We start from the raw sequence: 26498 nt of genomic DNA, 5'->3' as shown, positions 1-26498 counted from the left end.
CCGCGGCGGGGGGGATGGTGACAACCCGGGTACGCTGCCGGTACCTTGCCACGGCCGCGGCCGCCCCAAAATGCACGGGATGGTCCCCCTTTCCGTCCTCGATCTCTCGCCCATCCTGGAAGGCAGCGATGCCGCCCAGTCCTTCCGCAACACCGTGGCGCTGGCGCAGCATGCCGAGCGGCTCGGCTACCGCCGTTTCTGGCTCGCGGAACACCACGGCATGCCCGGCATCGCGAGTGCCGCCACCTCCGTCCTCATCGGCCACGTCGCGGGTGCGACGCGCAGCATCCGCGTCGGCGCCGGCGGCATCATGCTGCCGAACCACTCCCCGCTGGTGATTGCGGAGCAGTTCGGCACGCTCGAAGCGCTGTACCCCGGCCGCATCGACCTCGGCCTCGGCCGCGCGCCGGGTTCGGACCAGACCACCGCCCGTGCGCTGCGCCGCAACCTGCAGACCGATCCCGACGAATTCCCGCGCGACGTCGTCGAACTGATGGACCTGATGTCCGACGCGCCGCGGCAGCAGGTGCAGGCCGTGCCGGGACGGGGCGCGAAGGTGCCGGTCTGGATCCTGGGGTCCAGCCTCTTCGGCGCGCAGCTCGCGGCGATGCTGGGGCTGCCTTACGCGTTCGCTTCCCACTTCGCGCCGGGGCAGATGATGCAGGCCATCGAGCTGTACCGGGCCACGTTCCGCCCTTCGGAGTCCCTGGCGAAGCCGTACGTCATGCTGGGCTACAACGTGTTCGCGGCCGACAGCGACGAGGAGGCGGCGCTGCTCGCCAGCTCGATGCAGCAGGCCTTCGTCAACCTGCGCACCGGCCGCCCCGGCAAGCTGCAGCCGCCGGTCCCCGGCTACCTGGAATCGCTGCCTTCGGGCATCCGCGCGATGCTGGACGAAGTGCTCGCCTGCACCGCGATCGGCTCCGGCAGCAGCGTGCAGCGGCAGATCGAGGCCTTCGTGGAACGCACGGAGGCCGACGAGCTCATGGTGACCTGCCAGGTGTTCGACCAGGACGCGCGCTTGCGGTCCTACGAGCTCGCCTCGGCGGCGATGGCGAAGAAGTGATCCTTCAGCCGCGCTTGCTGCGCGGCAGCCGCCCCAGCACCGGATAGTTGGGGTCCGTGTAGCCCGGCGTGGAAGGGTGACCTGCGGGCACCAGGCGGTCCACAAGCGCTTCGTCTTCCGCCGTGAAAGGCGCTTCCTGCAAGGCCGCCACGTAGTCCTGCCACTGCTCCAGCGTGCGCGGGCCGCAGATCACCGACGTGACGGCGGCGCTGTCCAGGACCCACTTGAGCGCGAAGTGCGCCGCGGTGCTGTCGCTCGCCTCGGCATGCTTCTTCACCTCCTGCGCCAGCGCCACGGACTCGCCGCGCAGCTCCGTCTGCAGGATGCGCTTGTCCTTGCGCGCCGCGCGGCTGCCTTCGGGCAGCTGGTCGAGGCTCGCGTACTTGCCCGTGAGCACGCCGCGCGCGAGCGGGCTGTACGGGACCACGCCGATGCCGTAGTAGGTGCAGGCGGGCAGCAGCTCCGCTTCCGCCGTGCGGTTCATCGCGTTGTACAGCGGCTGGCAGGCCACCGGGCGGTCGATGCCGGCTTCGTCGCACAGGCGCACGACTTCGGCGATGCGCCACGCGGAGAAGTTCGACACGCCGAAATGGCGGATGCGGCCCTGCCGCACGAGGTCCGCCAGCGCATGCACCGTTTCTTCCAGCGCCGTCGTGCGGTCGTCGCGGTGCAGGTAGTAGATGTCGATGTAGTCGGTGTCCAGCCGCCGCAGGCTCTGGTCCACCGCGCGGAACAGGTTCTTGCGCGAGAGGTCCGGCGGCGTGGCGAGCAGCGGGTCGGGCAGGTAGCCCACCTTGGTGGCGACGACCCAGCGGTCCCGCTCGGCCTGCACGGCCTTCCCGACGATCCGCTCGGAATGGCCACCCACGTAGGCGTCCGCGGTGTCGATGAAGTTCACGCCGGCTTCGCGGGCCGCGGCGATGATGCCGCGCGACGCGGCTTCGTCGGCCTGGTCGCCGAACATCATGGCCCCGAGGCAGAGGGGCGAAACCTTCAGGCCGGAGCGGCCGAGACGGCGGTAGTCCATTGCTTCTCCTGGTGAACCCTCCAAAGACAAGACCCCTTGTAAATCGTTGATCTACAAGGGGCCTGCTTTTCTGGTGCCGGAGAGAGGAATCGAACCCCCGACCTTCTCATTACGAATGAGCTGCTCTACCGACTGAGCTACTCCGGCGAAGCCTGCCATTATAGGGCATGTGGTTGGACCGGATGGACGGGCTGTTGCGCTGCCGTCAGAATCCGGCGCCAGAAAGGGAGCAGGATTTTGCAGAGACTCGCCTTGTCGGTCGCCATGGGCGACTACGACCGCACCCGCGCGCTGCTGGATGGCAGCGTGCGCATCGACGGGGTGGACCCCGTCTTCATGACCATGTCGCCGGAGGAGGCCTTTTTCCGGGCTTTCCGGGGCACCGAGTTCGACATCGGCGAACTTTCGCTTTCCAGCTACACGCTGAAGGTGTCCCAGGGCGACTGCCCTTACGTGGCCGTCCCGGTGTTCCTGTCGCGCGCCTTCCGCCACACGGCCATCTACGTGCGCCGCGACCGGGTGCGCACGCCGGCGGACCTGCGCGGCAAGCGCGTGGGCATCCCGGAGTACCAGCTCACGGCCAACGTCTGGGCGCGCTCCCTGCTGAAGGAGGACCACGGGATCCTTCCTTCCGAGGTGACGTGGGTGCGCGGCGGCATCGAGACGCCCGGCCGCGCCGAGAAGCTGCGCATCCAGCTGCCACCCGGCGTGCGCATCGAGGAAGCGCCGGAAGGCGACACGCTGGCGGCCATGCTCGATCGCGGCGACCTCGACGCCTTCGTGGGCCCGCGGGCGCCGTCGTGCTTCGGCCGCAACCCGCAGGTGGGCTGGTTCTACGCCGACCCCACCGCGGCCGCGGAGGACTACTACCGCCGCACGCGCATCTTCCCGATCATGCACGTCGTGGGCATCCGCCGCGAGCTGGTGGAGCGCCACCGCTGGCTGCCGGTCGCCGTCTACAAGGCCTTCGAGGCCGCCAAGGCGATCGCGCTGGAGCGCCTGGCCGACCCCTCCGCGCCCAAGGCTTCGCTGCCCTTCCTGGAGGAGCTGCTGGCCGCCACGCAGCAGCTCATGGGCCGCGACTACTGGCCTTACGGCGTGGAGGACAACCGGGTCACGCTCGAAGCCTTCCTGGCGCACCACCACGACCAGGGCCTGTCCGCCCGCAAGGTGCAGCTCGAGGAGCTGTTCGCGCCCACCACGTACGAAATGGCCAAGATCTGACATGACCGCACCCGATCCCGCCCTGGTCGACGACCTCGTCGCCGCCAACCACATCCTCCTCGACGAAGGCGTGCTGGATGCCTTCGGCCACGTGAGCGTGCGCCACCCCGGCGCGCCCGACCGCTTCCTGCTCGCGCGCAACATGGCGCCGGGCCAGGTGCGCCGGGAGGACATCCTGCAGTTCGCCCTCGACGGCACGCCGCTCGATGCTGGCGACCGTCGCGTGTACCTGGAGCGCTTCATCCACGGCGCGATCTACCGCGCGCGCCCCGACGTGATGGCGGTCGTGCACAGTCACTCGCCCTCCGTGGTGCCGTTCTCCGTGTCGCGGCGGGCGCGCCTGCGGCCCGTGTGCCACATGAGCGGCTTCCTCGGCGCGGGCGCGCCGCTGTTCGAGATCCGCGACACGGCGGGCGATGCGAGCGACCTCCTGGTGCGCGACGACCGCCTCGGCCGCGCCCTGGCGGACACGCTCGGCTCGGCCAGCTTCGTGCTGATGCGCGGGCACGGCTCCACGACCGTCGCACCGTCGCTGAAGCTGGTGGTCTACCGCGCGGTGTACGCGGAAGTGAACGCGAAGCTGCAGATGCAGGCACTGCAGCTCGGGGACCCCGAATACCTCACGGACGGCGAAGCGGTGGCCGCGATGGCCAGCACCGAAGGGCAGGTGGAGCGGCCCTGGGCGCTGTGGAAGGAAGCGGCCCGCCAGCGCCGCGGGCTCTGAACGACACGAACGAGGAGGAGACACCATGGCTTTCCAACTGCCCCGCCGCACCGTCCTGGGCGGCATCCTGCTGGCACCCTTCGCGGGCGCGTTCGCGCAAGCCGCCTGGCCGGCACGACCCGTGCGCGTGATCGTGCCTTCGTCGCCGGGCGGCGGCACGGACGCCTTCGGGCGCATCCTGGCGCAGGCGCTGACCGAACAGACGGGCCAGTCCTTCGTCGTGGACAACAAGCCCGGCGCCAGCGGCAACATCGGCGCCGACATCGCGGCGAAGGCGGAGCCCGACGGCTACACGATCCTCGTCGCCTCCAACTCCTCGCTGGGCATCAACCCGGTGCTGCTCAAGACGATGCCTTTCGACATCGAGCGCGACCTCGCGCCGGTGACGCGCGGCGTCATGGCGCCGATGGTGGTGGTGGCTTCCCCGGCCACCGGATGGAAGACGCTGAAGGACCTGGTGGACGCCGGCAAGCGCGAGCCGGGCAAGTTCTTCTACGGCTCCGCCGGCGTGGGCAGCCCCGTGTACGTCGGCGTGCGCATGATCGAGGACGCCACCGGCGCGAGGTTCACGCACGTGCCGTACAAGGGCGTGGCGCCGGCGTACCAGGACCTCCTGAGCGGAAGGCTGCAGTTCATGTTCACGGACCTGGCGTCGATCGACCAGCACATCAAGGCCGGCAAGGTCGTCGCGCTCGCGGTGAACCAGAAGACGCCGCTGCTGCCGAACGTGCCCACGCTGGGCGACGCCGGCTACCCCGGCGTGCGGGCGTGGACGTCGTTCAGCGTGATGGCGCCCGCGAAGGTGCCGCCGGCCATCGTGAAGCGGCTCGGCGAGGAAGTCGGCAAGGCCATGCGCAATCCGGCGGTGGTGCAGCGGCTGGAGCAGCAGGCGCTGATCCCGGTGCACGACACGCCGGAGGAATTCGCGGCGGAGCTGCGCAAGGAGCGGCAGCACTGGGGGGAGTTCATCCGGCGGAACAACATCCAGCCGGAGTGACGTAGGCTGGGTTGCGCGCACGCGCACCCCAGCGGTTTGCGCGAAAGCGCTGGGGTTCGCTGGCGCGAAACCCAGCCTACGCTCCGGCGCGAAGCCCGGCCGACGGTTCCGCGCGAAACCCAGCCTACTGCTGGTGGTACGAAGTGACGCGCTCCACTTCGTTCTTCGAGCCGAGAATCACCGACACCCGCTCGTGCAGCTTCTTCGGCTGGATGTCGAGGATCTTCTCCCTGCCGTTGGTGGCCGCGCCGCCCGCCTGCTCCACCAGCCACGACATCGGGTTGGCTTCGTACATCAGGCGCAGCTTGCCCGGCTTGTCCGGCTCGCGCTTGTCCCAGGGGTACATGAAGATGCCGCCGCGCGTGAGGATGCGGTGCACGTCGGCCACCATCGAGGCGACCCAGCGCATGTTGAAGTCCTTGCCGCGCGGGCCTTCCTTGCCGGCCAGGCACTCGTCGATGTAGCGCTTCACGGGGGCGTCCCAGTGGCGCATGTTCGACATGTTGATAGCGAATTCCTTCGTGTCCTCCGGAATGCGCACGTCCTCCTGCGTCAGCACGAAGGAGCCCTGTTCGCGGTCCAGCGTGAACATCGCGACGCCGTCGCCGACGGTCAGCACCAGCGTGGTCTGCGGGCCGTAGATGCAGTAGCCGGCGGCCACCTGCTTGCGGCCGCACTGCAGGAAGTCGCCTTCGTCCACGCCGCGGTCGTCCTCGGGCATGCGCAGCACGCTGAAGATCGTGCCGATGCTCACGTTGACGTCGATGTTGGAGGAGCCGTCCAGCGGATCGAACAGCAGCAGGTATTCGCCCTTGGGGAAGCGGTTGGGCACCACGTAGATGCCTTCCATCTCCTCGCTGGCCATGCCGGCGAGGTGGCCGCCCCATTCGTTCGCCTCGATCAGCACCTCGTTGGCGATGATGTCCAGCTTCTTCTGGATCTCGCCCTGCACGTTGCCCGTGCCGGCGGTGCCCAGCACGTCGCCGAGCGCGCCCTTGTTCACGGCATGGCTGATGCGCTTGCAGGCGCGGGCCACCACTTCGATCAGCAGGCGCAGCTGGCCGGGGATGTGCCCGTGCGTGCGCTGCTGCTCGACGAGGTAGCGGGTGAGGGAGGTGTTGGAACTCATGGTTGAACTCTAATCGGCCAGCGCGCGGGTGACCACCTCGCGCACGTCGTTGCTCAGGTCGGGCTTCGCGGCCACGCGGGCGATCGCCTCGCGGGCGGCGCCGCGCAGGGGCTCGGCCAGCTTCTTCCAGCGATCGAGCGCGCGCGCGAGGCGGGCGGCGACCTGCGGGTTGATGGCATCCAGCTCGATGACGCGGTCGCTCCAGAAGACGTAGCCCGCCGCGTCCGCGCGGTGGAAGCCGCCCGGGTTGGCGCTGCAGTAGCTGAAGATCACGCTGCGCGCGCGGTTCGGGTTGCGGATGTTGAAGTCCGGGTGGACCATCAGCTGCTTCACGGTGGGCAGGATGTTGCCTCCGCGGTCGGGCGCGCCCGCCTGCAGGGCGAACCACTTGTCCAGCACCAGTGCCTCGCCCTTGAACATGGCGTGGAAGCGCTGCAGCGCCTCGGCCGCGAGCGGATGGCCGGTGCTCACCAGCGCGGCCAGCGCGTTGAAGCGGTCGGTCATGTTGGACGCGTCCTTGAAGCGCTGGTAGGCCTTGCCGGGCCACACCGCGTCGCCCGAGGAACGCGCGGCGAGGCACAGGTTGGTCAGCGCCATCCCGGCCAGCGCGCGGCGGCCGCTGGACACCGGGTCCGGGCGGTAGGCGCCGTTGTCCTTGTGCGCCTCGTAAGCCCATTCCCATTCGGCGGCCAGCGCGCGCGCCAGCTGCTCGCGCATCGCCTCGCGCACCGCGTGGATGCGCTGCGGGTCCACCACGTCCAGCTGTTCGGCGATGTAGGTCTCGCCGGGCAGCGTCAGCACCAGCTCCTTGAAGGCCGCATCCAGCGTCGGGTGGCGCAGCACGGTGCGCATCGCATCCAGGTAGGGCGCATCCAGTTCCACCGGGCTGCCGGTGCGGATGAAGGTCAGCGCACGGCCGGTGGCCAGGCGCTGCGCGGCCTCCCAGCGGTTGAACGGGTCGGTGTCGCTGGCGAGCAGGGCCAGCAGCTGCTGGTCGCTGTAGTCGTAGTCCAGGATCACCGGCGCGCTGAAGCCGCGCAGCAGCGAAGGCACGGGCTCCGACGCGTAGCCCGGGAAGGTGAGCGTCTCGGTCGCCTCGGTCAGCACGTGCAGGCCGCTCGTGAGCTCGCGGCCCTCCGCATCCAGCAGCCCGAGGGCCACGGGGATCACGAAGGGCTGCTTCTCCGGCTGGCCGGGCGTGGGCGCGCAGCTCTGCGTGAGCGTCAGCGTATAGATGCCCGAGACCGCGTCGAAGTGCGTCTGCGCCCGCACGCGCGGCGTGCCGGCTTGCGAATACCAGCGCTTGAACTGGTCCAGGCGCTGCGCGAGCTGCGACTCCGGGTTCGCGTCGGCGATGGCCTGGGCGAAGTCGTCGCAGGTGACGGCCTGGCCATCGTGGCGCTGGAAGTACAGCGACAGCCCCTTGGCGAAGCCTTCGCGGCCCACCAGGGTCTGCATCATGCGCACGACCTCCGCGCCCTTCTCGTACACCGTCACGGTGTAGAAGTTGTTGATCTCCAGGTACTGGTCCGGGCGGACGGGGTGGGCCATGGGGCCCGCGTCCTCGGGGAACTGCGCGGTGCGCAGCACGCGCACGTCCTCGATGCGCTTGACCGCGCGCGCCGACGCATCGCCGGCCAGGTCCTGGCTGAACTCCTGGTCGCGGAAGACGGTGAGGCCTTCCTTCAGCGAGAGCTGGAACCAGTCGCGGCAGGTCACGCGGTTGCCGGTCCAGTTGTGGAAGTACTCGTGGCCCACCACCGACTCGATGTTGGCGTAGTCCACGTCGGTGGCGGTGGCCTGGTTGGCGAGAACGTACTTCGTGTTGAAGATGTTCAGGCCCTTGTTTTCCATCGCGCCCATGTTGAAGTCGCTGGTGGCGACGATCATGAAGCGCTCCAGGTCCAGCGGCAGGCCGAACCTGGCCTCGTCCCAGGCGACCGAGGCCATGAGCGAGTTCATCGCGTGCTCGGTCTTGTCCAGGTCGCCGGCGCGCACGTACACCTGCAGCAGGTGGTCCTTGCCGTTGCGCGCGGCGATGCGCTGCTCGCGGCACACCAGCTGGCCGGCGACGAGCGCGAACAGGTAGCTGGGCTTGCGGAAGGGGTCGACCCACTTCGCGAAGTGGCGGCCGTCCTCCAGGTCGCCGTGGTCGACCAGGTTGCCGTTGGACAGCAGCACGGGGTACTTCTGCTTGTCGGCGCGCAGCGTCACCGTGTAGCTGGCCATCACGTCGGGACGGTCCAGGAAGTAGGTGATGCGGCGGAAGCCTTCCGCCTCGCACTGGGTGAAGAAGGACTCGTTGCTGACGTACAGGCCCATCAGCTTGGTGTTCTTCGCCGGCGCGCAGGTGGTGAAGATCTCCAGGTCGAAGGGCTCGTTGCCTTCGGGCAGGTTCTCCAGCACCAGTTGGCCTTCCTCCATCTTGAAGGAGGTGCCTTGCCCGCCCACGAGCACCCGCGCCAGGTTCAGCTCCTCGCCGTCGAGGCGCAGGGGCTGCGGCATCACGTCGGGGTTGCGGCGGATGCGCATGCGATTGAGCACGCGGGTCTTGGCCGGGTCGAGGTCGAAGCAGAGTTCGACGCTGTCGATCCAGAACGCCGGCGGCTGGTAGTCCGCGCGGTAGATGACCTTGGATGTTCCTTCACGCATGGAGGCTCTCCAGAAAATCGTTCTTCATGAGTTCTTCGAAATCCCGCACCGAGGCGATCACGTGCGGGCCTGCGAGTTCTTCGGCCTTGTGGGTGCTGCAGATGGCGACGGCCCGCATGCCCGCGCGGTGCGCGGCTTCGATGCCGAAAGGCGCGTCCTCGAACACGATGCAGTCGCGCGGCTCGGCGCCGAGCTTCTTCGCGGCGGCGAGGAAGATGTCCGGCTCCGGTTTCCCGGGCAGGCCCTGGTCGCCGCGCACTTCGGCCTCGGGTCTCACGTGCACCCGTTCCAGCACGAAGTGCAGGTTGTTCCTGTCCCCGGCGGTCGCCACGGCGATCTTCAGCCCGCGCGCCTGCGCGCGCCGCGCGAACTCGGAAAAGCCGGCGACCTCGCGGAAGTCCTCCGCGAAGATGCGCCGGTAGTCCGCTTCCTTCTCGTCGATCAGCCGCTTCGCTTCTTCCTCGGGCAGGTCGTCGCCGAGCAGCAGGCGCACGCACTCGATGCCGTTGCGGCCGGTGGTGCGCTTGAGGATCTCGTCGACGGACAGCTGCACGCCGTGGCGCTGGCGGAACAGGTCCCAGCTCTTCGCATGGGCGGGCATGGAGTCCACCATGGTCCCGTCCATGTCGAAGATGAGGGCAGCGGCCTTCAAGGCTTGTCATCCCGGGCTTGACCCGGGATCCATGGGGCGTTCGTTGCGGCGCGGAAGCCGCATGGATTGCGGGTCAGGCCCGCAATGACATGCTTCCTTCTCATACGCCCTGCTTCAGCGAAGCCTCGATGAACGCATCGAGGTCGCCGTCCAGCACCTTCTGGGTCGCCGAGATCTCCACGCCGGTGCGCAGGTCCTTGATCCGGCTGTTGTCCAGGACGTAGCTGCGGATCTGGTGGCCCCAGCCCACGTCGGTCTTGGAGTCTTCCAGCTTCTGCTGCGCTTCCATGCGCTTGCGCATCTCGAAGTCGTACAGGCGCGAGCGCAGGCGGCGCCAGGCGACGTCGCGGTTGGAGTGCTGCGAGCGGCTGTCCTGGCACTGCACGACGATGCCGGTCGGGATGTGCGTCAGGCGCACCGCCGAATCGGTCTTGTTGATGTGCTGGCCACCGGCGCCGGAGGCGCGGTAGGTGTCCGTGCGCACGTCCGCCGGGTTGATGTCGATCTCGATCGAGTCGTCGATCTCCGGATAGACGAACACGCTCGCGAAGCTCGTGTGGCGCCCGCCCGAGGAGTCGAAGGGCGACTTGCGCACGAGGCGGTGCACGCCCGTTTCCGTGCGCAGCAGGCCGAAGGCGTAGTCACCCTCGATCTTGATCGTGGCGCTCTTGATGCCGGCCGTGTCGCCCGGCGTCTCGTCTTCCACGGTGGTCTTGAAGCCCTTGCGCTCGGCGTACTTCAGGTACTGGCGCATCAGCATGCTGGCCCAGTCGCAGGCTTCGGTGCCGCCGGCGCCGGCCTGCAGGTCCAGGAAGCAGTTGCTGGGGTCGGCCGGCTGGTTGAACATGCGCCGGAACTCCAGGTCCTTGACCAGGGCTTCGAGCTTGCTGCCTTCGGCCTCGATGGCCTGCAGGCCCGCCTCGTCGCCTTCCTCCTTGCTCATCTCGTAGAGCTCGAGGTTGTCGGCGAGCTCGCGCTCCAGCGTCTGGATCGTGCCCACGACGCCGGACAGCTGCTTCTGTTCCTTGCCCAGTTCCTGCGCCTTCTTCGGGTCGTTCCAGACCGCGGGGTCTTCCAGCGAGGCGTTGACGGTCCTCAGGCGCTCCGACTTCGCATCGAAGTCAAAGATACCTCCGGAGATCGGCCGTCCGGGCCTGCAGGTCCTGCAGGGTGGTACCGATCAGGTTGATGCGTTCTGCGTCCATGTTCTATTCATTCCTTCGTCGAACCCTGAATTTTCTCATGCCGGGCTCGCGGGCGCAGGCAGGGGCAGGGAGAGGATGAACTCGGAGCCCTGGCCCACGGTGCTGCGCACCTCCAGCCGGCCCTGGTGCGCCTGCGCGATCTGCCGCGCGATGTACAGGCCGAGGCCGAGGCCCGCGACCTGCGCCGCGCCTTCGGTGCGCTCGAACTGCTCGAAGATGCGCTCCTGGTCGGCGGGCGCGATGCCCATGCCCTGGTCGCGGACGGACACGAAGGCTTCGCGGAGGTCGTCGCGCAGCCCCACGGTCACGACGACCGGCTTGCCGCCGCCGTAGCGCAGCGCGTTGGTCAGCAGGTTGGTGATCACCTGCTCGATGCGGAACTCGTCGCCGACGATGCGCAGCGACTCGGGCGCCGCCAGCGTGAGCTGCACGCCGGTCGCGTTGGCCTGCTCCTGGATCGCCTCGACGACCGCCTGCGCGGACGCGGCGAGGTCGAACTCCGCGGGAACGATGGCCAGCTTGCCCGTGCGCGCACGCGAGACGTCGAGCATGTCGTCGAGCAGGCGCACCATGCTGCGGATCTGGCGCTCGTCGCGTTCCACCATCTTCTGCATGGCCTGCGTATCGGGCGCCTTGGGCGAGGACAGCATCTTGCGGCGCAGCTGCGCCTGCAGGTAGACCGAGTTCAGCGGGTTGCGCAGCTCGTGCGCGATCATGGACATGAAGTCGTCGCGCATGGCCACCGCGCGCTGCAGCTGCACCTGCGCTTCCTGGAGCTCCTGGCGCTGGCGGAACAGGTCCACGAACACGGAGACCTTGCTGCGCACGGCATGGGGGTCGAGCGGCTTGTACAGGAAGTCGACGGCGCCGGACTCGTAGCCCTGGAAGGCGTAGTTCAGCTCGCGGCCGGCGGCGCTCACGAACACGATGGGGATGGTGCGGGTGCGCTCCGTCCCGCGCATCAGCTCGGCCAGCTCGAAGCCGTTCATGGACGGCATCTGCACGTCCAGGATGGCGAGCGCGAAAGGGTGCTCCAGCATCAGCGACAGCGCGTCGTCGCCCGAGCGCGCGGTGAAGATGCGGCGGCCCGGCCCACGGATCAGCGCTTCGAGCGCGATCAGGTTCTCCTGCAGGTCGTCGACCAGGAGGATGTTGGCTTCGGGGGTGGGGGAACTCATCGGCAGGCCACAGTGTGCAGCAGGCGGTGCAGGCCTGCCAGCGGAAGGACGAAATCGGGATCGGCGGCGGCGATGGCGGCGTTGGGCATGGTGGCGTGCAGCGCCTCGGCGGGGTCCTGCACCGCCGTGAGGCCGCCGCGGGCCTTGATGGTAGCGAGGCCGGCGGCGCCGTCCTCGTTGGCGCCGGTGAGCACCATGCCGAGCAGGCCCGGGCCATACGTTTCGGCGCAGGATTCCATCATGACGTCGATCGAGGGCCGCGAGAACAGCACCGGCGGGTCGCAGCTCAGCGCGAAGGTGCGGTCCGTCTCCACCAGCAGGTGGTAGCCCGGCGGCGCGAAGTACACCGCGCCGGGCGCCGCGGGCGCGCCGGGCTGCGCCTCGTGCACGGGCACGCGCGTGCGCTGCGCGAACACCTGCACCAGGCGGCTCTCGTGGTCCTCGGGCAGGTGCAGTACGATGATGATGGGCGCTGCCATCGGCGGCTGCAGGTCGTCCAGCAGCGTGAACAGCGCGTCGATGCCGCCGGCGGACGCGCCGATCGCGACGGCTTCGGCGGCGAAGGCGAAGCGCTTCGGCAGGGCGGTCTTCATGCGTCCCCCCGCTTGCGGTAGAGGCGGTCGGGCCGGCTCACCGGCTCGAAGCGATCGGCGTAGGCGGAGAAGTCCAGCGTCTCCTTGGAGCCCAGGCCGAGGAAGCCGCGGCGCGTGAGCGACTCGTGGAACAGGCCCAGCGCGCGGTCCTGCAGGCCGCGGTTGAAGTAGATCAGCACGTTGCGGCACGACACGAGCTGCGTCTCCGCGAACACCGCGTCGGTGGCGAGGCTGTGGTCGGCGAAGGTGATGCTGTCGCGCAGCTTGCGGTCGAACAGCGCGCCGCCGTAGGCCGCCGTGTAGTAGTCGCTGAAGCTTTTCAGGCCACCCGCGCGCTGGTAGTTGCGCGTGAAGGACTGCATGTGGTCCAGCGCGAAGATGCCCTGGCGTGCCTTCTCGAGCGAGGCGTGGTTGATGTCCGTCGCGTAGAGGATGGTGCGTTCCAGCAGGCCTTCCTCCAGCAGCAGGATCGCCATGGAGTAGGGCTCCTCGCCCGTGCTGCAGCCCGCGACCCAGATCTTGAGGGACGGATAGGTCCGCAGCACCGGCACCACCTGCCGCCGCAGCGCGAGGAAGTAGGCCGGGTCGCGGAACATCTCGCTCACGGGCACGGTGAGGTACTGCAGCAGGCGCGCGAATTCGTCCGGGTCGTGCAGCACCTTCTCCTGCAGCGCGGAGATGGAGCCCAGCCCCATGCGCTGCTGCGCCTGCAGCACGCGCCGGCGCAGCGAGGCGAAGGCGTAGTCGCGGAAGTCGTGGCCATAGCGCAGGTACACCGCCTGCACCAGCAGGCGGATCTCGATGTCCGCCACCGACATGGTCAAAGTATGCGCTCCAGCTTCGGCATCCACACGCGCATCAGCGAGAACAGCCGCTCCAGCTCGATCGGCTTGGCGAGGTAGTCGTTCGCGCCGGCCGCGAGGCACTTCTCCTGGTCTTCCTTCATGGCCTTGGCGGTGACGGCGATGACGGGCAGCTTCTGCCAGCGCGGGTTCTTGCGGATCTCGCGCGTGCAGGTCAGGCCGTCCATCTCGGGCATCATGATGTCCATCAGCACGAGGTCGATCCCGTCGGGATTCTCTTCCAGCTTGCGCAAGGCCTCCACGCCGTTGCGGGCGACCTCCACCTCGGCGCCCTTCTGCTCCAGCGCGCTCGTGAGCGCGAAGATGTTGCGCATGTCGTCGTCCACCACCAGGATGCGGCGCGCCTCGAAGGCCTTGTCGCGGCTGCGCGCCGTGCGCAGCATCTTCTGGCGTTCGCTCGAGAGCTGGTTCTCCACCTTGTGCAGGAAGAGGGTGACCTCGTCCAGCAGGCGTTCCGGCGAGCGCGCGCCCTTGATGATGATGGACCGGGAATAGCGCAGGAGTTCCGCTTCCTCGTCGCGGGTGAGGTTGCGGCCGGTGTAGACGATCACCGGCGGGAAGGAGCGGCTCTCGCCCGCGGCCATGCGGCGCAGCAGTTCCTGCCCGCTCATGTCCGGCAGCTTCAGGTCGATGATCATGCAGTCGAACACCGACCCCGCCAGCGCGTGCAGCGCGGCGGCTCCTTCGGAGACCGCCACGATCTCCACGTCGCCGTCGCCGATCAGCGCCCGCACGCTCTCCTGCTGCCGCGGGTCGTCTTCCACCAGCAGCACGCGCTTGAGCTTCTGGCTCAGCTTCTCCTCGAGCCGCTTGAACACGGCCTGCAATTCCTCGCGCGAGGCGGGCTTGCGGGCATAGCCGATCGCGCCCATCTGCAGCGCGGGCTCGGAGCGGTCTTCGGCGGACAGCGCGTGCACGGGGATGTGCCGCGTGCGCGGGTCTTCCTTGAGCCGCTGCAGCACGGCGAGCCCGGTCTCGTCGGGCAGCAGGATGTCCAGCAGCACCGCGTCGGGCACCTGCTGCGTCGCGAGTTCCACCCCGGCGCGCGCGTCGTGCGCCACCAGGCAGCGGTAGCCGAGTTCGTGCGCGAGGTCGAACAGGATGGACGCGAAGCGCACGTCGTCCTCGACCACCAGCACCGTGCGGCGGCCGTGGGCCGGCACGTCGCGGTCGTCGGGAAAGCTGGGGGCGCTCGGCGCAGGCGCGGGCGTGGCGGCTGGCGCCGGGCCCTGCGCCACGCGGGGCGCGGCGGGGGTCGGCGTGGGCGGCGCCATGGCCACGGGCTCCTGCGCCTTCTCCACCCGGTATTCCAGGGGCAGCACGACGGTGAAGGTGCTGCCCTGGCCGGGCGCGCTCTCGACGGAGATGTCGCCGCCGAGCAGGCGGGCGAGGTCGCGCGAGATGGACAGGCCCAGGCCCGTGCCGCCGAACCTGCGGCTGTTGGTGCCGTCCGCCTGGCGGAAGGCTTCGAAGATCAGGTCCTGCTGCGACTCCGGGATGCCGATGCCGCTGTCCCGCACCTCGAAGCGGATGCGGTCCCCCGGCTCGCGGCCGACGCGCAGGGCGACGCTGCCGTGCTCCGTGAACTTGACGGCGTTGGCCAGCAGGTTGCGCAGGATCTGCTCCACGCGGTGGCGGTCCGTGTAGAGCGAACCCGGGGCCTCGGGCTCCGCCGCCACTTCGAGCTGCAGGCCCTTGCGGGTGGCCAGCGGCTGGAACATGGAGCGCAGGCCTTCCATGACGGACGCCACGGAGGCCACCTCCGGCCGCACTTCCAGCTTGCCGGCTTCGACCTTGGCGATGTCCAGGATGTCGTTGATCAGGTTCAGCAGGTCGTTGCCTGCGTTGTAGATCGACTCGGCGAACTTCACCTGCTCGTCGCTCAGGTTGCCTTCCGCGTTGTCGGCGAGCAGCTTCGCGAGGATCAGCGAGCTGTTCAGCGGCGTGCGCAGCTCGTGCGACATGTTGGCGAGGAACTCCGACTTGTAGCGGCTCGCGCGCTGCAGCTCGCCCGCGCGTTCCTCCAGCTGCACCTGCGCCTCGCGCAGCTGGTCGCGCTGCTGCTCCAGGCGCTCGGCCTGCTCGGAGAGCTGCACGTTGGTCTGTTCCAGCTCCGCCTGCTGGCTTTCCAGGTGGGCCTGCGATTCCTTCAGGGCGCGGGACTGCTCCTCGAGCTCCTCGTTGGCCGTGCGCAGTTCCTCCTGCTGCACCTGCAGTTCCTCGTTGAGCTGCTGCGTTTCCTCCAGCACGTCCTGCAGGCGCTTGCGGTAGCGCGCCGCCTCCAGCGAAGCCCCGAGGATGCTGCTCGCGTACTCGAGCAGTTCGCCGTCGCGCGCCGCCAGCGGGCGCAGCAGCCCGACTTCCAGCACGCCGGCGAGGCGGCCTTCGTGTTCCACCGGTGCGATCAGCACGGACTGCGTCGTGGCCTCGCCCAGCGCGGAACTGACCTTCAGGTAGCCGGCGGGCACGTCGCTCATCGGGATCTGGCGACGCTGCGCCGCCGCTTCCGCGACCAGCGTGCGGTCCTGCGCGAGGCGTTCCCCGGCGCCCCCGGTGCCCGCCGACCAGCCCCAGGTCGCCACGCGCACGAAGCCGGGAGGCTCGGGCACGTAGAGCGCCCCCACGGCGATCCCGAGGTACTGCGACAGGAACTCCAGCGCGCCGTGGCCGACCGCCGCCAGGTCCTGCTCCTTGCCCAGGCGCTCGGAGAGCAGCGACTGCCCTTCGCGCAGCCACGCCTGCGCCTGCAGCGCCTCCGCCTGGCGCTGCTGGTCCGCCAGCGCCGTCTCGTAGTTCTCCGACAGCCCCGTCAGGTCCTTGCGGCCGCGCCAGGCGATCAGGGCGCCGGTGGTCAGCATGAACAGGACGAAGGCGACGGAGGTGATCAGCGCGTTGTGGTTCGTCTCCTCGATGCGCTGCGCGCGGTCGCGGCGCTCGACGCGGAAGAACTCGTCGAACTCGTCGCGCACGTCGTCCTTCAGCTCGCGTCCCGTGCTCGCGCTGATCGGCGCGAGCGGATCCTTGCGCTTCTGCGCGATGCGGTCGGCGGCGTACTCGCGCCAGCGTGCCTGCAGGTGCTCGATGCGGTCCAGCCGCTGCGTCTGGCCGGGGACGCCGTGCAGCATCTCGCGCAGGCGGCGCCCTTCCGCCGGTTGCCGCGCCATCGATTCCTCGTAGGGTTTCAGGAAGCGCTCGTCCCCGTTCAGCAGGAAGCCGCGGACCGCCGACTCCATGTCGAGGTCCAGCTTCTGCACCACGGTGGCCTGCTGGAGCAGTTCATCGCTGCGCTGCACCGCCGCGATGGCCGAGGCCAGGTACCAGAGCAGCGAGAGGAAGACGAGGGCGCTGGCGACGCCGAGCGCCAGTGGCAGCGCGAGGTTGCGCTGGAGGATGCGGCGGAAGGTACCGGGATCGTTGGGGCTGGATTGGGGCATGGCGCGGCTTGCCTTGGCAGGCAGCCGGCCAGTGTGCCGGGAAATCGCTCGGCCGTGGGGTGACTCAGGCGGAGGTCGGGTCCCCGGGCGAAGAAAAAGGGCTTAACGCGCCGTCGCGGCACCCAAGCGGGCCTGCGCGGTGCGGCTGCCCAGGTTGGCGGCGCGCTGCAGCCAGCGCACGGCCTGCGTCGAGTCCTGCGGCACGGTGGCGCCTTCGAGGTAGGCGATGCCGAGGAAGTAGCTCATTTCCATGCGGCCGAAGCGGATGCCTTCGTTCGTCGACTTGCCCGAGCGCTTCACGATCATGGGCACGTCGCCCTGGCCGTCGGCGAAGGACTGCATCTGGTCGATCGTGTTGCGGAAGAAGCGGTCGCGCGAGAGCATCGCCCGGTCGCGGTCCGGCATGGAGGCGACCAGTTCGTCGGCCAGGACCGGCAGCACCTCGAACGGCGTCATGCCGCCGCGCATGCGCGGGGAGTACCAGGCGCGCAGCATCACGCGGTCCAGCGGCAGCAGGCCGTCGACCTTGCTGGGGAAGTAGCTCAGGACGGTCTTGCCCGCGGGATGGCCCCGCACGCCCATCACGTGCATCGCCTCGTGGTAGGCGCAGCGGTAGGCGTCGCGGTTGCGCATCTGCATGGCCGCGGAGTCGATCCTCGTCTCGGTCTGGAAATTCAGGAAGGTGACGCAGGGCTGGTTCTCTTCCAGCATGTTGTCCGGCACGATCTCGACGCTCACGTTCGCGACCTGGGCCGCGTCGGGGCGGTCGCTGACGTCGATCACGCGGATGCCGGCCTCGGTGCCCACGTCCTTCAGCGCCTGCAGGGTGACCTGCTTGTGGACCCCGAGGTTCACGCCGTAGATGCGCACCTTGATGTCCTGCTCCCAGCGGACGAGGCGGGTGGGCGTGCCGCTCTGGTGCCAGAGCACTTCCCACATCGTGTTCATGCCCTGGTCGAACTCATCCGACTGCGCCAGGACGGGACTGATGACTGCAGCCGCCAGGAGGGCGGTCACACCCGACTTCCACATGAGTCACCCCTATCGAAGATGTCCGACTATGGGGTAGGCGTTCTCCTACGACAAGCGCTTTTACGTACAACTGGTTTCATGCAGCGCTACAGCCACAAAATTTCACGAATTCCGCCCATGCTGAGGCGCGAACGCCGCGCCGGCGGCCGTCAGGAGGAAAGGAAGTCCTCGATCAGCCGGGCGACTTCCGCGGGCTGGTCGTGGTGCAACATGTGGCCGGCGTCCTCGACCCGGCCCAGCCGCAGGTCGGACACGGACTTCAGACGTTCGTGGTACTCGGCGAGCGTGTACCGGCCCTGCCACCACTGGCCCAGGCTGTCGTCGCCGGCTTCCACGTTCAGCACCGGCGCCGTGATCGCCTTGTAGATCTCCAGTACCTCGTCGACACGGAACAGGCTCGCATTGACGATCTTGTGCGCCGGGTCGCCCAGGATGTGCCATTGGCCGTCCGCTTCCTGGCGGGCCCAATGGCGCGCGAGCCAGTCCGCCTTGTCCTGCGTCAGGCGGCGGTTGGTCTTCATCAGGCGGCGCGCGACGCCTTCGACGCTGTCGTAGGTCTTCAAGGCCATCTCGCCGCGGTGGAAGGCCTTGAGCTCGCCGATCCACTTGGCATACCGTCCGGGCGCCTGCGCGGGCCGCGTGGCCGGCATGCCGAAGCCTTCGAGGTTGGCGAGCCGGCGGATCCGCTGCGGCCGCGCGCCGGCATAGAGCATGGCGATGTTGCCGCCCATGCTGTGGCCCACCAGGTCCACCGGCGCCTCGCCCGCGTAGTGATCGAGCAGGAATTCGAGGTCCGCGAGGTAGTCGGGGAACCAGTAGTTGTCCGGCCGTGGGCCTTCGGTGAGGCCGTAGCCGCGCCAGTCGGGGGCGATCACCAGCCGGTCGTGCGCGAAGGCGTCGACGACGAACTGCCACGAGGCCGCCACGTCCATCCAGCCGTGCACCAGCACCAGCGGCGCGTGCCCCTCGCGCGCCTCGCCCCAGAGCCGCACGTGGTAGCGCAGGTTGCGGATCGGGACAAACTCGCTGCGGGACGCGCGCTTCGGTTGGTACATTCGGTCGATCATAGGAGACAGGACGATGGCGGGCAGTCAAGGCAGGGACAACTGGGCGGCCATGCACCGCGGGTTCGGCTGGCAGGTGCCGCCCGGCTTCAACATCGCCGAGGCGTGCTGCGGGCGCTGGGCGCGGCGCGAGGATGCGGACACGCGCGTGGCCATCGTCGCGCATGGCGCTTCGCCCGCCGCGACGCTCACCTTCGCGCAGCTGCAGCGCGAAGCGAACGCGATGAGCCGGTTGCTGGTGGGGCTGGGCGTGCACCGCGGCGACCGCGTGGCGATCGTGATGCCGCAGCGCTTCGAGACCGCGATCGCCTACATGGCGGTGCTGCAGCTCGGCGCGGTCGCGATGCCGCTGTCCATGCTGTTCGGGCCCGAGGCCCTGGAATACCGGCTGCAGGACAGCGAAGCCGTGGTGGCGATCTGCGACGAGAGCTCGATCGGCAACATCGGGCAGGTGCGTGCGTCGTGCCCCTTGCTGCGCAGCGTCGTCGGCGTCGGCGGTGCCGCGGCGCAGGCGGACCTCTCGTGGGAGGCGCAACGTGCGACGCTGGAGACCGGCTTCACGCCGGCGGCGACGCATGCGGACGATGGCGCGGTGCTGATCTACACCAGCGGCACGACCGGGCCGCCGAAAGGAGCGCTGATTCCGCACCGCGCGCTGGTGGGCAACCTGCCGGGCTTCGTGTGCAGCCAGAACTGGTTCGGCTTCCGCCCCCTGCGCCCCCGCCCCGGCCCTCCCCCGGCGGGGGAGGGGGCAAGTCCGGAAAGCGACGCAGTGTTCTGGTCGCCCGCCGACTGGGCGTGGACCGGCGGGTTGATGGACGCGCTGCTGCCTTCGCTGTACTTCGGCCGCCCCATCGTCGCGTGCAACGCGCGCTTCAACCCCGACACCGCGTTCACGCTGATGCAGGAGCACGGCGTCACGCACACCTTCCTCTTCCCCACGGCGCTGAAGGCGATGATGAAGGCGTACCCGCGGCCGCGCGATCATTTCGCGTTGCGCCTGCAGGCCGTCATGAGCGCCGGCGAGGCGGTCGGCGACGCGGTCTTCCAGTACTGCCGCGAGCAGCTGGGCGTGACGGTCAACGAGATGTTCGGCCAGACCGAGATCAACTACGTGGTGGGCAACTGCAGCATGAATGGCGACACGGCCGGTGGCGTCGGCTGGCCCGCGCGGCCGGGCAGCATGGGCCGTCCCTATCCCGGCCATCGCGTGGCGGTCATCGACGACGACGGCAACGAGGTGCCGCCCGGCGTACCCGGGGACGTGGCGGTGAACCGCTACGACGTGCACGGCGAGCCGGACCCGATCTTCTTCCTCGGCTACTGGAAGAACCCGGAAGCGACGCGGCGCAAGTTCACCGGCGACTGGTGCCGCACGGGCGACCTCGCGACGCGCGACGAGGACGGCTACCTCTGGTACCAGGGGCGCGCGGACGACGTGTTCAAGGCCGCGGGCTACCGCATCGGGCCGAGCGAGATCGAGAACTGCCTGGTCAAGCATCCCGCCGTGATCAATGCCGCGGTCGTGCCCAAGCCGGATCCCGAGCGGGGCGCGCTCGTGAAGGCCTACGTGGTGCTCGCGCCCAACGTGCTGGAGGCCCGCGCGATCACCACGCGCGGCCCGGACGCCTTCGACGCGGAACTCGTGAGCGAGCTGCAGCTGCACGTCAAGGGCAAGCTCGCTCCCTACGAGTATCCCAAGGAGATCGAGTTCATCGACGCCTTGCCGATGACGACCACGGGCAAGGTCCAGCGCCGCGTGCTGCGGCTGCAGGAAGAGGAGCGGGCCCGCGGCAGGGTGTCGTCGTAGGAACGGTCCGGCTCCCGCTGTCCTGCCTGTCCCGCCTGCCGCGCGCCGCCGGGCCGCTACCGTGGCGGCCATGGTCAAGGACACCCGCAAGAGCGTGCTGTTTGGCGTGGGGCTTCTGGTCGGCGTCGCGGCCGGCGCGGTGGGCATGATGAGCCTGCGCGGCGGCGACGGGCCGTACACGGGCTCGCCCGCGCCGTCCACGCGTGCGATGGGCGCCTCCCCAAGTACCGCGTTCGTGACCGCGATGGCGGGCAACTGCGAGATGGCCCCCATGTTGCCCAGTGCGGGCGACGGCGACGGGCGCGCCACGTTGCAGCAGAAGGCGGGCACCGGCAGCGCGGACGAAGTCGCCTCGCTGATCCTGGACGGCAAGGAGGCGGCCGCGGCCGGCCGCCAGCGCGACGCGGAAGTCGATTTCCTCAATGCGTGCCGCAATGCGGCGACGCTGCAGGACGGCGACCCGATCCCGCTCGCCGATGCGATGTACCAGCTGGGCCGGCACTACGCCACCGTGGCCGCGCTCGGCGCGCCCGGCAAGGGCAAGGACCTGTTCCAGCGCGCCGAGCGGCTGTACAGCGCCAGCCTCGAAGGCTATCGCGCGCGCTACGGCGAGGACCACGAGAAGACGCGCTTTGCCCGCGAAGGGCTGGTGACGGTGCAGCACGCGACCGGCGGCAAGGCGCCGACGGCGATCGCGAAGGCGCCGCCGGCTCCGCCCGCACCGGCGCCCGCGCCCGTCGTGCAGGCGCCCGAGCCCGCGGCGGCAGCATCTGCTGCGCCTGTCGCGAAGACGGCGCCTGCGCCCGCACCCGCACCGGCCGTGGCCGCGAAACCGGCGCCTGCTCCTGCGACTGCGGCCGCACCTGCTCCCGCACCTGCACCGGCACCGGCACCTGCCGCCGCGGCGGCGCCCGCGAAGCCGCCCGTGGCGAAGGCGCCGGCCCAGCCGCGCCCGCCCGAAGCGCAAGCCGCAGGCGAAGAGCGCACGGCCTCCACACCCGCGCGCAAGCGGCGCGTGGAGGAAGAAGCGGCGCCGCGCGTCGAGCGACGCGTCGAACCCGAAGTCACGACGGCCGCTCCGGATGAGCCACGTCCGCGTCCGCAAGCACGTCGCACGCCCCCGCGCGACGTGGCCGAGCCCGGCGACACCATCGTGGACGTGACGCCGCCGCCGGTTCGCCGGCCGCGCCCCGCACCGTACGCGGAGCAAGCCCAGCCGGAGCCGCCGTCTTCGCCGCCCGACGCTTCCAGCAGCGGCGCCGGGCCGGCGCCCAGCGCGGAGGGTTCGCCGGACGCGCCGTAAAGTTGCGGTGCGTCAGCCACGGCCTACACGCGGGCGTCCCGGGCCTCACGACAATAGCCGCTTACGCAGCGGCTGCTGCCGGGACATGCACATGGACCTCGCGGATGCGGGAACCACCGACCTCGCGCGATCACGCGCACTGCTGGCTGGCCAGAACCAGGCCTTGCAGCTCGCCGTGGGCGGCGCACCGCTCGCCTCCGTGCTCGACGTGCTCGTGCTCACGGCCGAACGCCAGTCCGACGGCGGCGTGCTCGCTTCCATCCTGTTGCTCGAAGAAGAGGGCGAGCGCCTGCGCCACGGCGCCGCGCCCTCGCTGCCCGCTGCGTACAGCCAGGCGATCGACGGGCTCGTGATCGGCCCCAGCGTCGGCTCCTGCGGCACCGCCGCCTGGCGCAACCAGGTCGTGGTGGTCAGCGACATCGCGAGCGACCCGCTCTGGACGGCGTTCCGCTCCCTCGCGCACGAGCACGGCCTCGCGGCCTGCTGGTCCACGCCGATCCGCTCCACGCTCGGCGAAGTGCTCGGCACCTTCGCCATGTACTACCGCGAGCCGCGTGCGCCCTCCGGCCACGACCGGCAGGTGGTGGAACTGCTCGCGAACACCGCGGCAGTGGTGATCGAACGCGACCGCGAAGCACGCGAGCGCAGCCGCATCGAGCAGTCGCTGCGCAGCAGGCAGGAGCGCTTCCGCGCCCTCGTCGCGGCCAGCCAGGCGATCCACGCCAGCCTGTCGGTGGAGGAAGTCGTCGCCGTGATCACCGAGCGGGCGCGCACGATCGTCGGCGCGCGGGACGCGACGGTCACCTTGTTCGCGTCCGGCAGTCCTGCGTCGCTGCAGGTGCCGGAGTGCGAGGGCCTGTCCGTGTCGCTGAATGGCGCGCAAGGCGCGAAGCTCGGCATCGTGCAGCTCACGGGCAAGCTCTCCGGAGAGTTCAGCACGGACGATGAAGCCGTGCTCACCCAGCTGGCCTCCATGGCTTCGGTGAGCATCGAGAACGCGCGCCTCTACGAGTCGCTGCGCGAAGCCAACCAGCGCAAGGACGAGTTCCTCGCCACGCTCGCCCACGAACTGCGCAACCCCCTCGCGCCCATCGGCAACGCGATCGCGCTTCTGCGCAAGGGCGGCGCCCAGGCGACCGAGAAGGTGATCGGCATCATGGAGCGCCAGCTGCGCCAGATGGTGCACCTGGTCGACGACCTGCTGGACGTGTCGCGCGTCACGACGGGCAAGATCGTGCTGAAGCGGGAGCCCGCCGAGGTGCGCGAGATCGTGCAGGTGGCGATCGAAGCCAGCCTGCCGCTGATGCAGGCGGCCCGCCACACCTTGCACCTGGACCTGCCGCCGGAAGCGCTGCACGTGGTGGGGGACCGCACGCGGCTCGCGCAGGTGCTCACCAACCTCCTGAACAACGCGGCCAAGTACACGCCGGACGGCGGCCGCATCACGCTGACCGCGCGCGCCACGCGGCGCGACGTGCTGCTGCAGGTGCGCGACAGCGGCCTGGGCATCCCGGCGGACATGCTGCCGCGCGTGTTCGAGATCTTCACGCAGGTGAAGCACGCCGAGGAACGCTCGCAGGGCGGCCTGGGCCTGGGGCTCGCGCTGGTGAAGAAGCTGGTGGAGATGCACGGCGGCGACGTGTGGGCCGAAAGCCCGGGGCTGGTGCAGGGCAGCACGTTCACCGTGCGCCTGCCGCTGGCGCATGCCGAAGTGCAGCCGCAGGAAGGCGCCGCGACGGCGCCGGTGGCGGCCGCCGCGGCGTTCCGCATCCTGGTCGTCGACGACAACCACGACGCCGCCGAAAGCCTCGCCATGCTGCTGCAATTGAGCAACCACGAGACGATGACGGCGTACAGCGGCCCGCAAGCCATCGACGTCGCCCGCCGCACGCGTCCGCGTGCCGTGTTCCTGGACATCGGCCTGCCCGGCATGAACGGCTACGAGGTCGCGAAGGCGATGCGCGAAGACCCGGACCTCTCCGGGACGACGCTGGTGGCGCTGACGGGTTGGGGGACGGAGACGGACCAGAAGCAGGCGCTGCAGGCGGGCTTCGACTACCACCTCACCAAGCCGGCGGCACCGGACCAGGTGCAGGAGTTGCTGGCGCGGATGGGGCAGGGGCCTGTGCGGGACGGCCTGTCTTCGTAGGGTGGCGCCGCGGCAGCGGCGGAAGGTGAGCGAAGCGAACCCCACCGATCATGCGTAGAGCACCTGGCAGTGCTCGCACCAGAAACTCCTGCGATTCGTCCTCCCCAGGTGCCCCTTCTTCAACGGAATGAGGCACCTCGGGCACGTGCGCTTCGTGTGCGCCAGCCAGTGCTTCTTCAGCACGAACTGCTTCTTCCACTCGTAGAAGTCGAAGCTGTACTGCCGCGCCTCGCGCACCAGTTCGCGCAACTTCGCCGCCGACAACGCGCCGATCGTCGAGAGGGGATGCACCCGGATGCGGAACAGCACCTCGTTCTTGATGATGTTGCCCACGCCCGCGAAGATGTCCTGGTCCAGCAGCGCGTCGCACACCAGCATGTCCGGCGCGGAGCGCAGGCGCTTCAGCGCGAGCTTCTCGTCCCAGTGCTCGGACATCACGTCGGCCCACCAGTCGTAGGCGAGGTCCAGCGGTTCCTCGATGAAGCGCACCGAGCAGGCGTAGAAGTTGATCTCGCCCACGTCGAACCCGAGCGACAGCCGGGGCACCGCCCAGCTCTTCGCCTCGTTGATGCGGTAGCTGCCGAACAGCATGAAGTGCACCCGCAGGCTGAAGTCCGGCAGCTCCACCAGGAAGTGCTTGCCCCAGCTGCGGAAGGACTCGACCTTCTGCTCCTGCAGCCGCTCCTTCTCGATCGTCGTGTTGCCGGACACGCGGCGGATCGTGTGCCCGAGGAAGGGCGTGACCTGCTCCTTGAGGATGACAATCGAGGGACCTTCGGGCATCCCGCTAATATGCTCGACCGATTCCACACACCGTCAACGCTGTAACGCCATGCAAACCATCCAGCTCGGCCAGAGCGACCTGCGCGTCACGCCCATCTGCCTGGGCACGATGACCTTCGGCGAGCAGGTGAACGAGGGCGATGCGCACGCGATCCTCGACCGCGCCGTCGCGCGCGGCATCAACTTCCTCGACACCGCGGAGATGTACCCGGTGCCGCCGCGCGCGGACACCTGCGGCGCCACGGAGGCCATCATCGGCCGGTGGCTCGCCGCGCGTCCGGGCCTGCGCAGCAGGATCGTCCTTGCCACCAAGGTGGCGGGTCCCTCGCGCGGCATGCCGTGGGTGCGCGCCACCCCGGGGCTCACGGCGGCGGACATCGTCGCGTCCTGCGAGGGCTCGCTCAAGCGCCTGCAGACGGAGGTGATCGACCTGTACCAGGTCCACTGGCCCGAGCGCCACGTCCCGACCTTCGGCGAGATCTACTACCAGCCCGGCAAGGAAACGAGCCGCACGCCCATCTACGAGCAGCTCGAAGCCTTCCAGAAGCTGGTGCGCTCCGGCAAGGTGCGCTACATCGGCGTGTCCAACGAGACGCCCTGGGGCGTGCACGAATTCGTCCGGCTCGCGGAGCAGCACGACCTGCCGCGGGTCGCGACGGTGCAGAACCCGTATTCGCTCACCAGCCGCATGGTCGACAACGGGCTGGACGAGACGATGCACCGCCTCGGCGTGTCCCTGCTCGCGTATTCGCCGCTCGCGTTCGGCGCACTCACCGGCAAGTACGACGACGGCGGCCTCGATGCGCCGGCCGTGCGCGAAGGGCGCCTGTCGAAATTCGAACGCATGCGCAACCAGCGCTGGGCGCGCCCCGACGCGCTGGAAGCGGCGCGCCGCTACAGCGCGCTGGCGCGCAAGCACGGCCTCACGCCCACGAAGCTCGCGCTCGCCTGGTGCTACGGCAACTGGCGCGTGGCGAGCACGATCATCGGCGTGACTTCGCTCGCGCAACTGGAGGAAAACGTCGACGCGTGGGGCACGCAGCTGTCGCCCGAACTGCTGGCGGAGATCGACAAGGTCCGCTGGGAGATCCGGGACCCCGCGGCCTGACGCCATGGCGAAGAAGGACCACGTCAGCGAAACGCCCGCCACCGCCTTCCTCAAGGCGAACGGCGTCGCGTTCACCGAGCATCCTTACGAGTACGTGGAGCACGGCGGGGCCCTGCACAGCAGCGAGGTGCTGGGCTTCGACCCGTTCACGGTGGTGAAGACGCTGGTGATGGAGGACGAGAAGGCGCGGCCGCTCATCGTGCTGATGCACGGCAACCGCAAGGTGTCCACCAAGAACCTCGCGCGCCAGATCGGCGCGAAGTCGGTCGAGCCCTGCAAGCCGGAGGTGGCCAACCGCCACAGCGGCTACCTCGTGGGCGGCACCTCGCCCTTCGGCACCCGCAAGCAGATGCCGGTGTACATCGAGGAGAGCATCCTCGCGCTGCCCCGCATCGTGCTCAATGGCGGCCGGCGCGGCTACCTGGTGGGCATCGACCCGCAGGCCTGCGTGCAGCTGCTCGGGGCGAAACCGGTGCAGTGCGCGCTGGCAGAATAGCGCCCACAC

Annotated in this window: 21 protein-coding genes and 1 tRNA gene; 9 read left to right on the top strand and 13 right to left on the bottom strand. The window is 69.5% G+C overall.

From position 1 onward, the window contains the following. Positions 1-79: 79 nt before the first annotated feature. Entirely contained in the window at positions 80-1066 is a 987-nt protein-coding gene (locus H8N03_RS15880; protein ID WP_187077169.1) for an LLM class flavin-dependent oxidoreductase, read from the top strand. Positions 1067-1070: 4 nt separating this feature from the next. Here the strand turns inward: H8N03_RS15880 and H8N03_RS15875 are convergent, their stop codons facing one another. Together H8N03_RS15875 and H8N03_RS15870 are read right to left on the bottom strand one after the other, a co-directional pair. Continuing rightward, positions 1071-2093, bottom strand: a complete 1023-nt coding sequence (locus tag H8N03_RS15875; protein ID WP_187077168.1) for an aldo/keto reductase — start codon at positions 2091-2093, stop codon at positions 1071-1073. 71 nt (positions 2094-2164) lie between these two features. Further along, positions 2165-2240: transfer RNA gene (locus H8N03_RS15870), tRNA-Thr, on the bottom strand. A 90-nt stretch (positions 2241-2330) separates the two neighbouring features. Here H8N03_RS15870 and H8N03_RS15865 point away from each other — a divergent pair. From H8N03_RS15865 to H8N03_RS15855, 3 genes are read left to right on the top strand one after another with little or no spacing between them, the layout of a single operon-like run. Next, a complete protein-coding gene (locus H8N03_RS15865) occupies positions 2331-3317 on the top strand; it encodes a type 2 periplasmic-binding domain-containing protein (protein ID WP_187077167.1) in 987 nt (328 codons plus the stop codon). A gap of 1 nt (position 3318) precedes the next feature. Beyond that, complete coding sequence (locus tag H8N03_RS15860; protein WP_187077166.1) at positions 3319-4041, top strand: class II aldolase/adducin family protein; 723 nt, start codon at positions 3319-3321, stop codon at positions 4039-4041. 25 nt (positions 4042-4066) lie between these two features. Then, positions 4067-5038 carry a Bug family tripartite tricarboxylate transporter substrate binding protein gene (locus H8N03_RS15855; RefSeq protein WP_187077165.1) on the top strand — a complete coding sequence of 324 codons (972 nt, stop codon included), beginning with the start codon at positions 4067-4069 and terminating at the stop codon, positions 5036-5038. Between the two features lie 124 nt (positions 5039-5162). On the opposite strand, the gene H8N03_RS15850 is transcribed toward H8N03_RS15855, so the two are convergent. From H8N03_RS15850 to H8N03_RS15805, 10 genes are all read right to left on the bottom strand, one after another. After that, a complete protein-coding gene (locus tag H8N03_RS15850) occupies positions 5163-6167 on the bottom strand; it encodes a class 1 fructose-bisphosphatase (protein ID WP_187077164.1) in 1005 nt (334 codons plus the stop codon). Positions 6168-6176: 9 nt separating this feature from the next. After that, positions 6177-8819, bottom strand: coding sequence for an aminopeptidase N (pepN, locus tag H8N03_RS15845; RefSeq protein ID WP_187077163.1), 2643 nt, complete (start codon positions 8817-8819; stop codon positions 6177-6179). Then, on the bottom strand, positions 8812-9471 hold the full coding sequence (locus H8N03_RS15840; protein WP_255428236.1) for an HAD family hydrolase: 660 nt from the start codon (positions 9469-9471) through the stop codon (positions 8812-8814). Before H8N03_RS15840 ends, pepN begins: the two co-directional genes overlap by 8 nt. A gap of 100 nt (positions 9472-9571) precedes the next feature. Further along, a protein-coding gene (gene prfB / locus H8N03_RS15835) for a peptide chain release factor 2 (RefSeq protein WP_187077162.1) occupies positions 9572-10676 on the bottom strand; the annotation gives its coding sequence in 2 pieces (ribosomal slippage) (positions 9572-10594 and positions 10596-10676; 1104 coding nt in all). A 35-nt stretch (positions 10677-10711) separates the two neighbouring features. After that, entirely contained in the window at positions 10712-11854 is a 1143-nt protein-coding gene (locus H8N03_RS15830; RefSeq protein WP_187077161.1) for a hybrid sensor histidine kinase/response regulator, read from the bottom strand. Then, a complete protein-coding gene (locus tag H8N03_RS15825) occupies positions 11851-12447 on the bottom strand; it encodes a chemotaxis protein CheB (RefSeq protein ID WP_187077160.1) in 597 nt (198 codons plus the stop codon). The genes H8N03_RS15830 and H8N03_RS15825 overlap by 4 nt, the downstream gene beginning before the upstream one ends. After that, positions 12444-13265: a CheR family methyltransferase gene (locus H8N03_RS15820; RefSeq protein ID WP_187077159.1), complete on the bottom strand. Its 822-nt coding sequence runs from the start codon at positions 13263-13265 to the stop codon at positions 12444-12446. The genes H8N03_RS15825 and H8N03_RS15820 overlap by 4 nt, the downstream gene beginning before the upstream one ends. A gap of 2 nt (positions 13266-13267) precedes the next feature. After that, positions 13268-16744 (bottom strand): response regulator, encoded by a 3477-nt coding sequence (locus H8N03_RS15815; RefSeq protein ID WP_187077158.1) that lies wholly within the window; start codon positions 16742-16744, stop codon positions 13268-13270. A gap of 102 nt (positions 16745-16846) precedes the next feature. Further along, positions 16847-17761, bottom strand: coding sequence for an SEL1-like repeat protein (locus H8N03_RS26625; protein WP_187077157.1), 915 nt, complete (start codon positions 17759-17761; stop codon positions 16847-16849). A gap of 164 nt (positions 17762-17925) precedes the next feature. Further along, a complete protein-coding gene (locus H8N03_RS15805; RefSeq protein ID WP_187077156.1) occupies positions 17926-18831 on the bottom strand; it encodes an alpha/beta fold hydrolase in 906 nt (301 codons plus the stop codon). Between the two features lie 25 nt (positions 18832-18856). On the opposite strand from H8N03_RS15805, the gene H8N03_RS15800 reads away from it, so the two are divergent. The 3 genes from H8N03_RS15800 to H8N03_RS15790 all read left to right on the top strand — a co-directional run bounded on the left by H8N03_RS15800 (position 18857) and on the right by H8N03_RS15790 (position 24102). Further along, positions 18857-20650: an acetate--CoA ligase gene (locus H8N03_RS15800; RefSeq protein WP_187077155.1), complete on the top strand. Its 1794-nt coding sequence runs from the start codon at positions 18857-18859 to the stop codon at positions 20648-20650. A 70-nt stretch (positions 20651-20720) separates the two neighbouring features. After that, a complete protein-coding gene (locus tag H8N03_RS15795) occupies positions 20721-21953 on the top strand; it encodes a hypothetical protein (RefSeq protein ID WP_187077154.1) in 1233 nt (410 codons plus the stop codon). A 91-nt stretch (positions 21954-22044) separates the two neighbouring features. After that, on the top strand, positions 22045-24102 hold the full coding sequence (locus H8N03_RS15790) for a hybrid sensor histidine kinase/response regulator (protein ID WP_187077153.1): 2058 nt from the start codon (positions 22045-22047) through the stop codon (positions 24100-24102). A 48-nt stretch (positions 24103-24150) separates the two neighbouring features. Here the strand turns inward: H8N03_RS15790 and H8N03_RS15785 are convergent, their stop codons facing one another. Beyond that, positions 24151-24885: a DNA-formamidopyrimidine glycosylase family protein gene (locus H8N03_RS15785; protein WP_187077152.1), complete on the bottom strand. Its 735-nt coding sequence runs from the start codon at positions 24883-24885 to the stop codon at positions 24151-24153. 49 nt (positions 24886-24934) lie between these two features. Between H8N03_RS15785 and H8N03_RS15780 the strand changes: the two genes are divergently transcribed. Together H8N03_RS15780 and H8N03_RS15775 are read left to right on the top strand one after the other, a co-directional pair. Next, the gene (locus H8N03_RS15780) at positions 24935-25993 is read left to right on the top strand and encodes an aldo/keto reductase (protein WP_187077151.1); all 1059 of its coding nucleotides are present in this window, start codon (positions 24935-24937) and stop codon (positions 25991-25993) included. A 4-nt stretch (positions 25994-25997) separates the two neighbouring features. Continuing rightward, on the top strand, positions 25998-26489 hold the full coding sequence (locus H8N03_RS15775) for an aminoacyl-tRNA deacylase (RefSeq protein WP_187077150.1): 492 nt from the start codon (positions 25998-26000) through the stop codon (positions 26487-26489). The last annotated feature ends 9 nt before the right edge of the window (positions 26490-26498 follow it).

This window comes from Ramlibacter cellulosilyticus (assembly GCF_014297465.1).
Taxonomy (GTDB): domain Bacteria; phylum Pseudomonadota; class Gammaproteobacteria; order Burkholderiales; family Burkholderiaceae_C; genus Ramlibacter; species Ramlibacter cellulosilyticus.
This window is presented reverse-complemented; position numbering and strand designations above follow the sequence as displayed.

Coding starts and splice junctions, on each gene's coding strand:
- H8N03_RS15880 (WP_187077169.1), top strand. CDS start 80: ATGGTCCCCCTTTCCGTCCTCGATCTCTCGCCCATCCTGGAAGGCAGC.
- H8N03_RS15875 (WP_187077168.1), bottom strand. CDS start 2,093: ATGGACTACCGCCGTCTCGGCCGCTCCGGCCTGAAGGTTTCGCCCCTC.
- H8N03_RS15860 (WP_187077166.1), top strand. CDS start 3,319: ATGACCGCACCCGATCCCGCCCTGGTCGACGACCTCGTCGCCGCCAAC.
- H8N03_RS15855 (WP_187077165.1), top strand. CDS start 4,067: ATGGCTTTCCAACTGCCCCGCCGCACCGTCCTGGGCGGCATCCTGCTG.
- H8N03_RS15850 (WP_187077164.1), bottom strand. CDS start 6,167: ATGAGTTCCAACACCTCCCTCACCCGCTACCTCGTCGAGCAGCAGCGC.
- pepN (WP_187077163.1), bottom strand. CDS start 8,819: ATGCGTGAAGGAACATCCAAGGTCATCTACCGCGCGGACTACCAGCCG.
- H8N03_RS15830 (WP_187077161.1), bottom strand. CDS start 11,854: ATGAGTTCCCCCACCCCCGAAGCCAACATCCTCCTGGTCGACGACCTG.
- H8N03_RS15825 (WP_187077160.1), bottom strand. CDS start 12,447: ATGAAGACCGCCCTGCCGAAGCGCTTCGCCTTCGCCGCCGAAGCCGTC.
- H8N03_RS15820 (WP_187077159.1), bottom strand. CDS start 13,265: ATGTCGGTGGCGGACATCGAGATCCGCCTGCTGGTGCAGGCGGTGTAC.
- H8N03_RS15815 (WP_187077158.1), bottom strand. CDS start 16,744: ATGCCCCAATCCAGCCCCAACGATCCCGGTACCTTCCGCCGCATCCTC.
- H8N03_RS15805 (WP_187077156.1), bottom strand. CDS start 18,831: ATGTACCAACCGAAGCGCGCGTCCCGCAGCGAGTTTGTCCCGATCCGC.
- H8N03_RS15800 (WP_187077155.1), top strand. CDS start 18,857: ATGGCGGGCAGTCAAGGCAGGGACAACTGGGCGGCCATGCACCGCGGG.
- H8N03_RS15795 (WP_187077154.1), top strand. CDS start 20,721: ATGGTCAAGGACACCCGCAAGAGCGTGCTGTTTGGCGTGGGGCTTCTG.
- H8N03_RS15790 (WP_187077153.1), top strand. CDS start 22,045: ATGGACCTCGCGGATGCGGGAACCACCGACCTCGCGCGATCACGCGCA.
- H8N03_RS15785 (WP_187077152.1), bottom strand. CDS start 24,885: ATGCCCGAAGGTCCCTCGATTGTCATCCTCAAGGAGCAGGTCACGCCC.
- H8N03_RS15780 (WP_187077151.1), top strand. CDS start 24,935: ATGCAAACCATCCAGCTCGGCCAGAGCGACCTGCGCGTCACGCCCATC.
- H8N03_RS15775 (WP_187077150.1), top strand. CDS start 25,998: ATGGCGAAGAAGGACCACGTCAGCGAAACGCCCGCCACCGCCTTCCTC.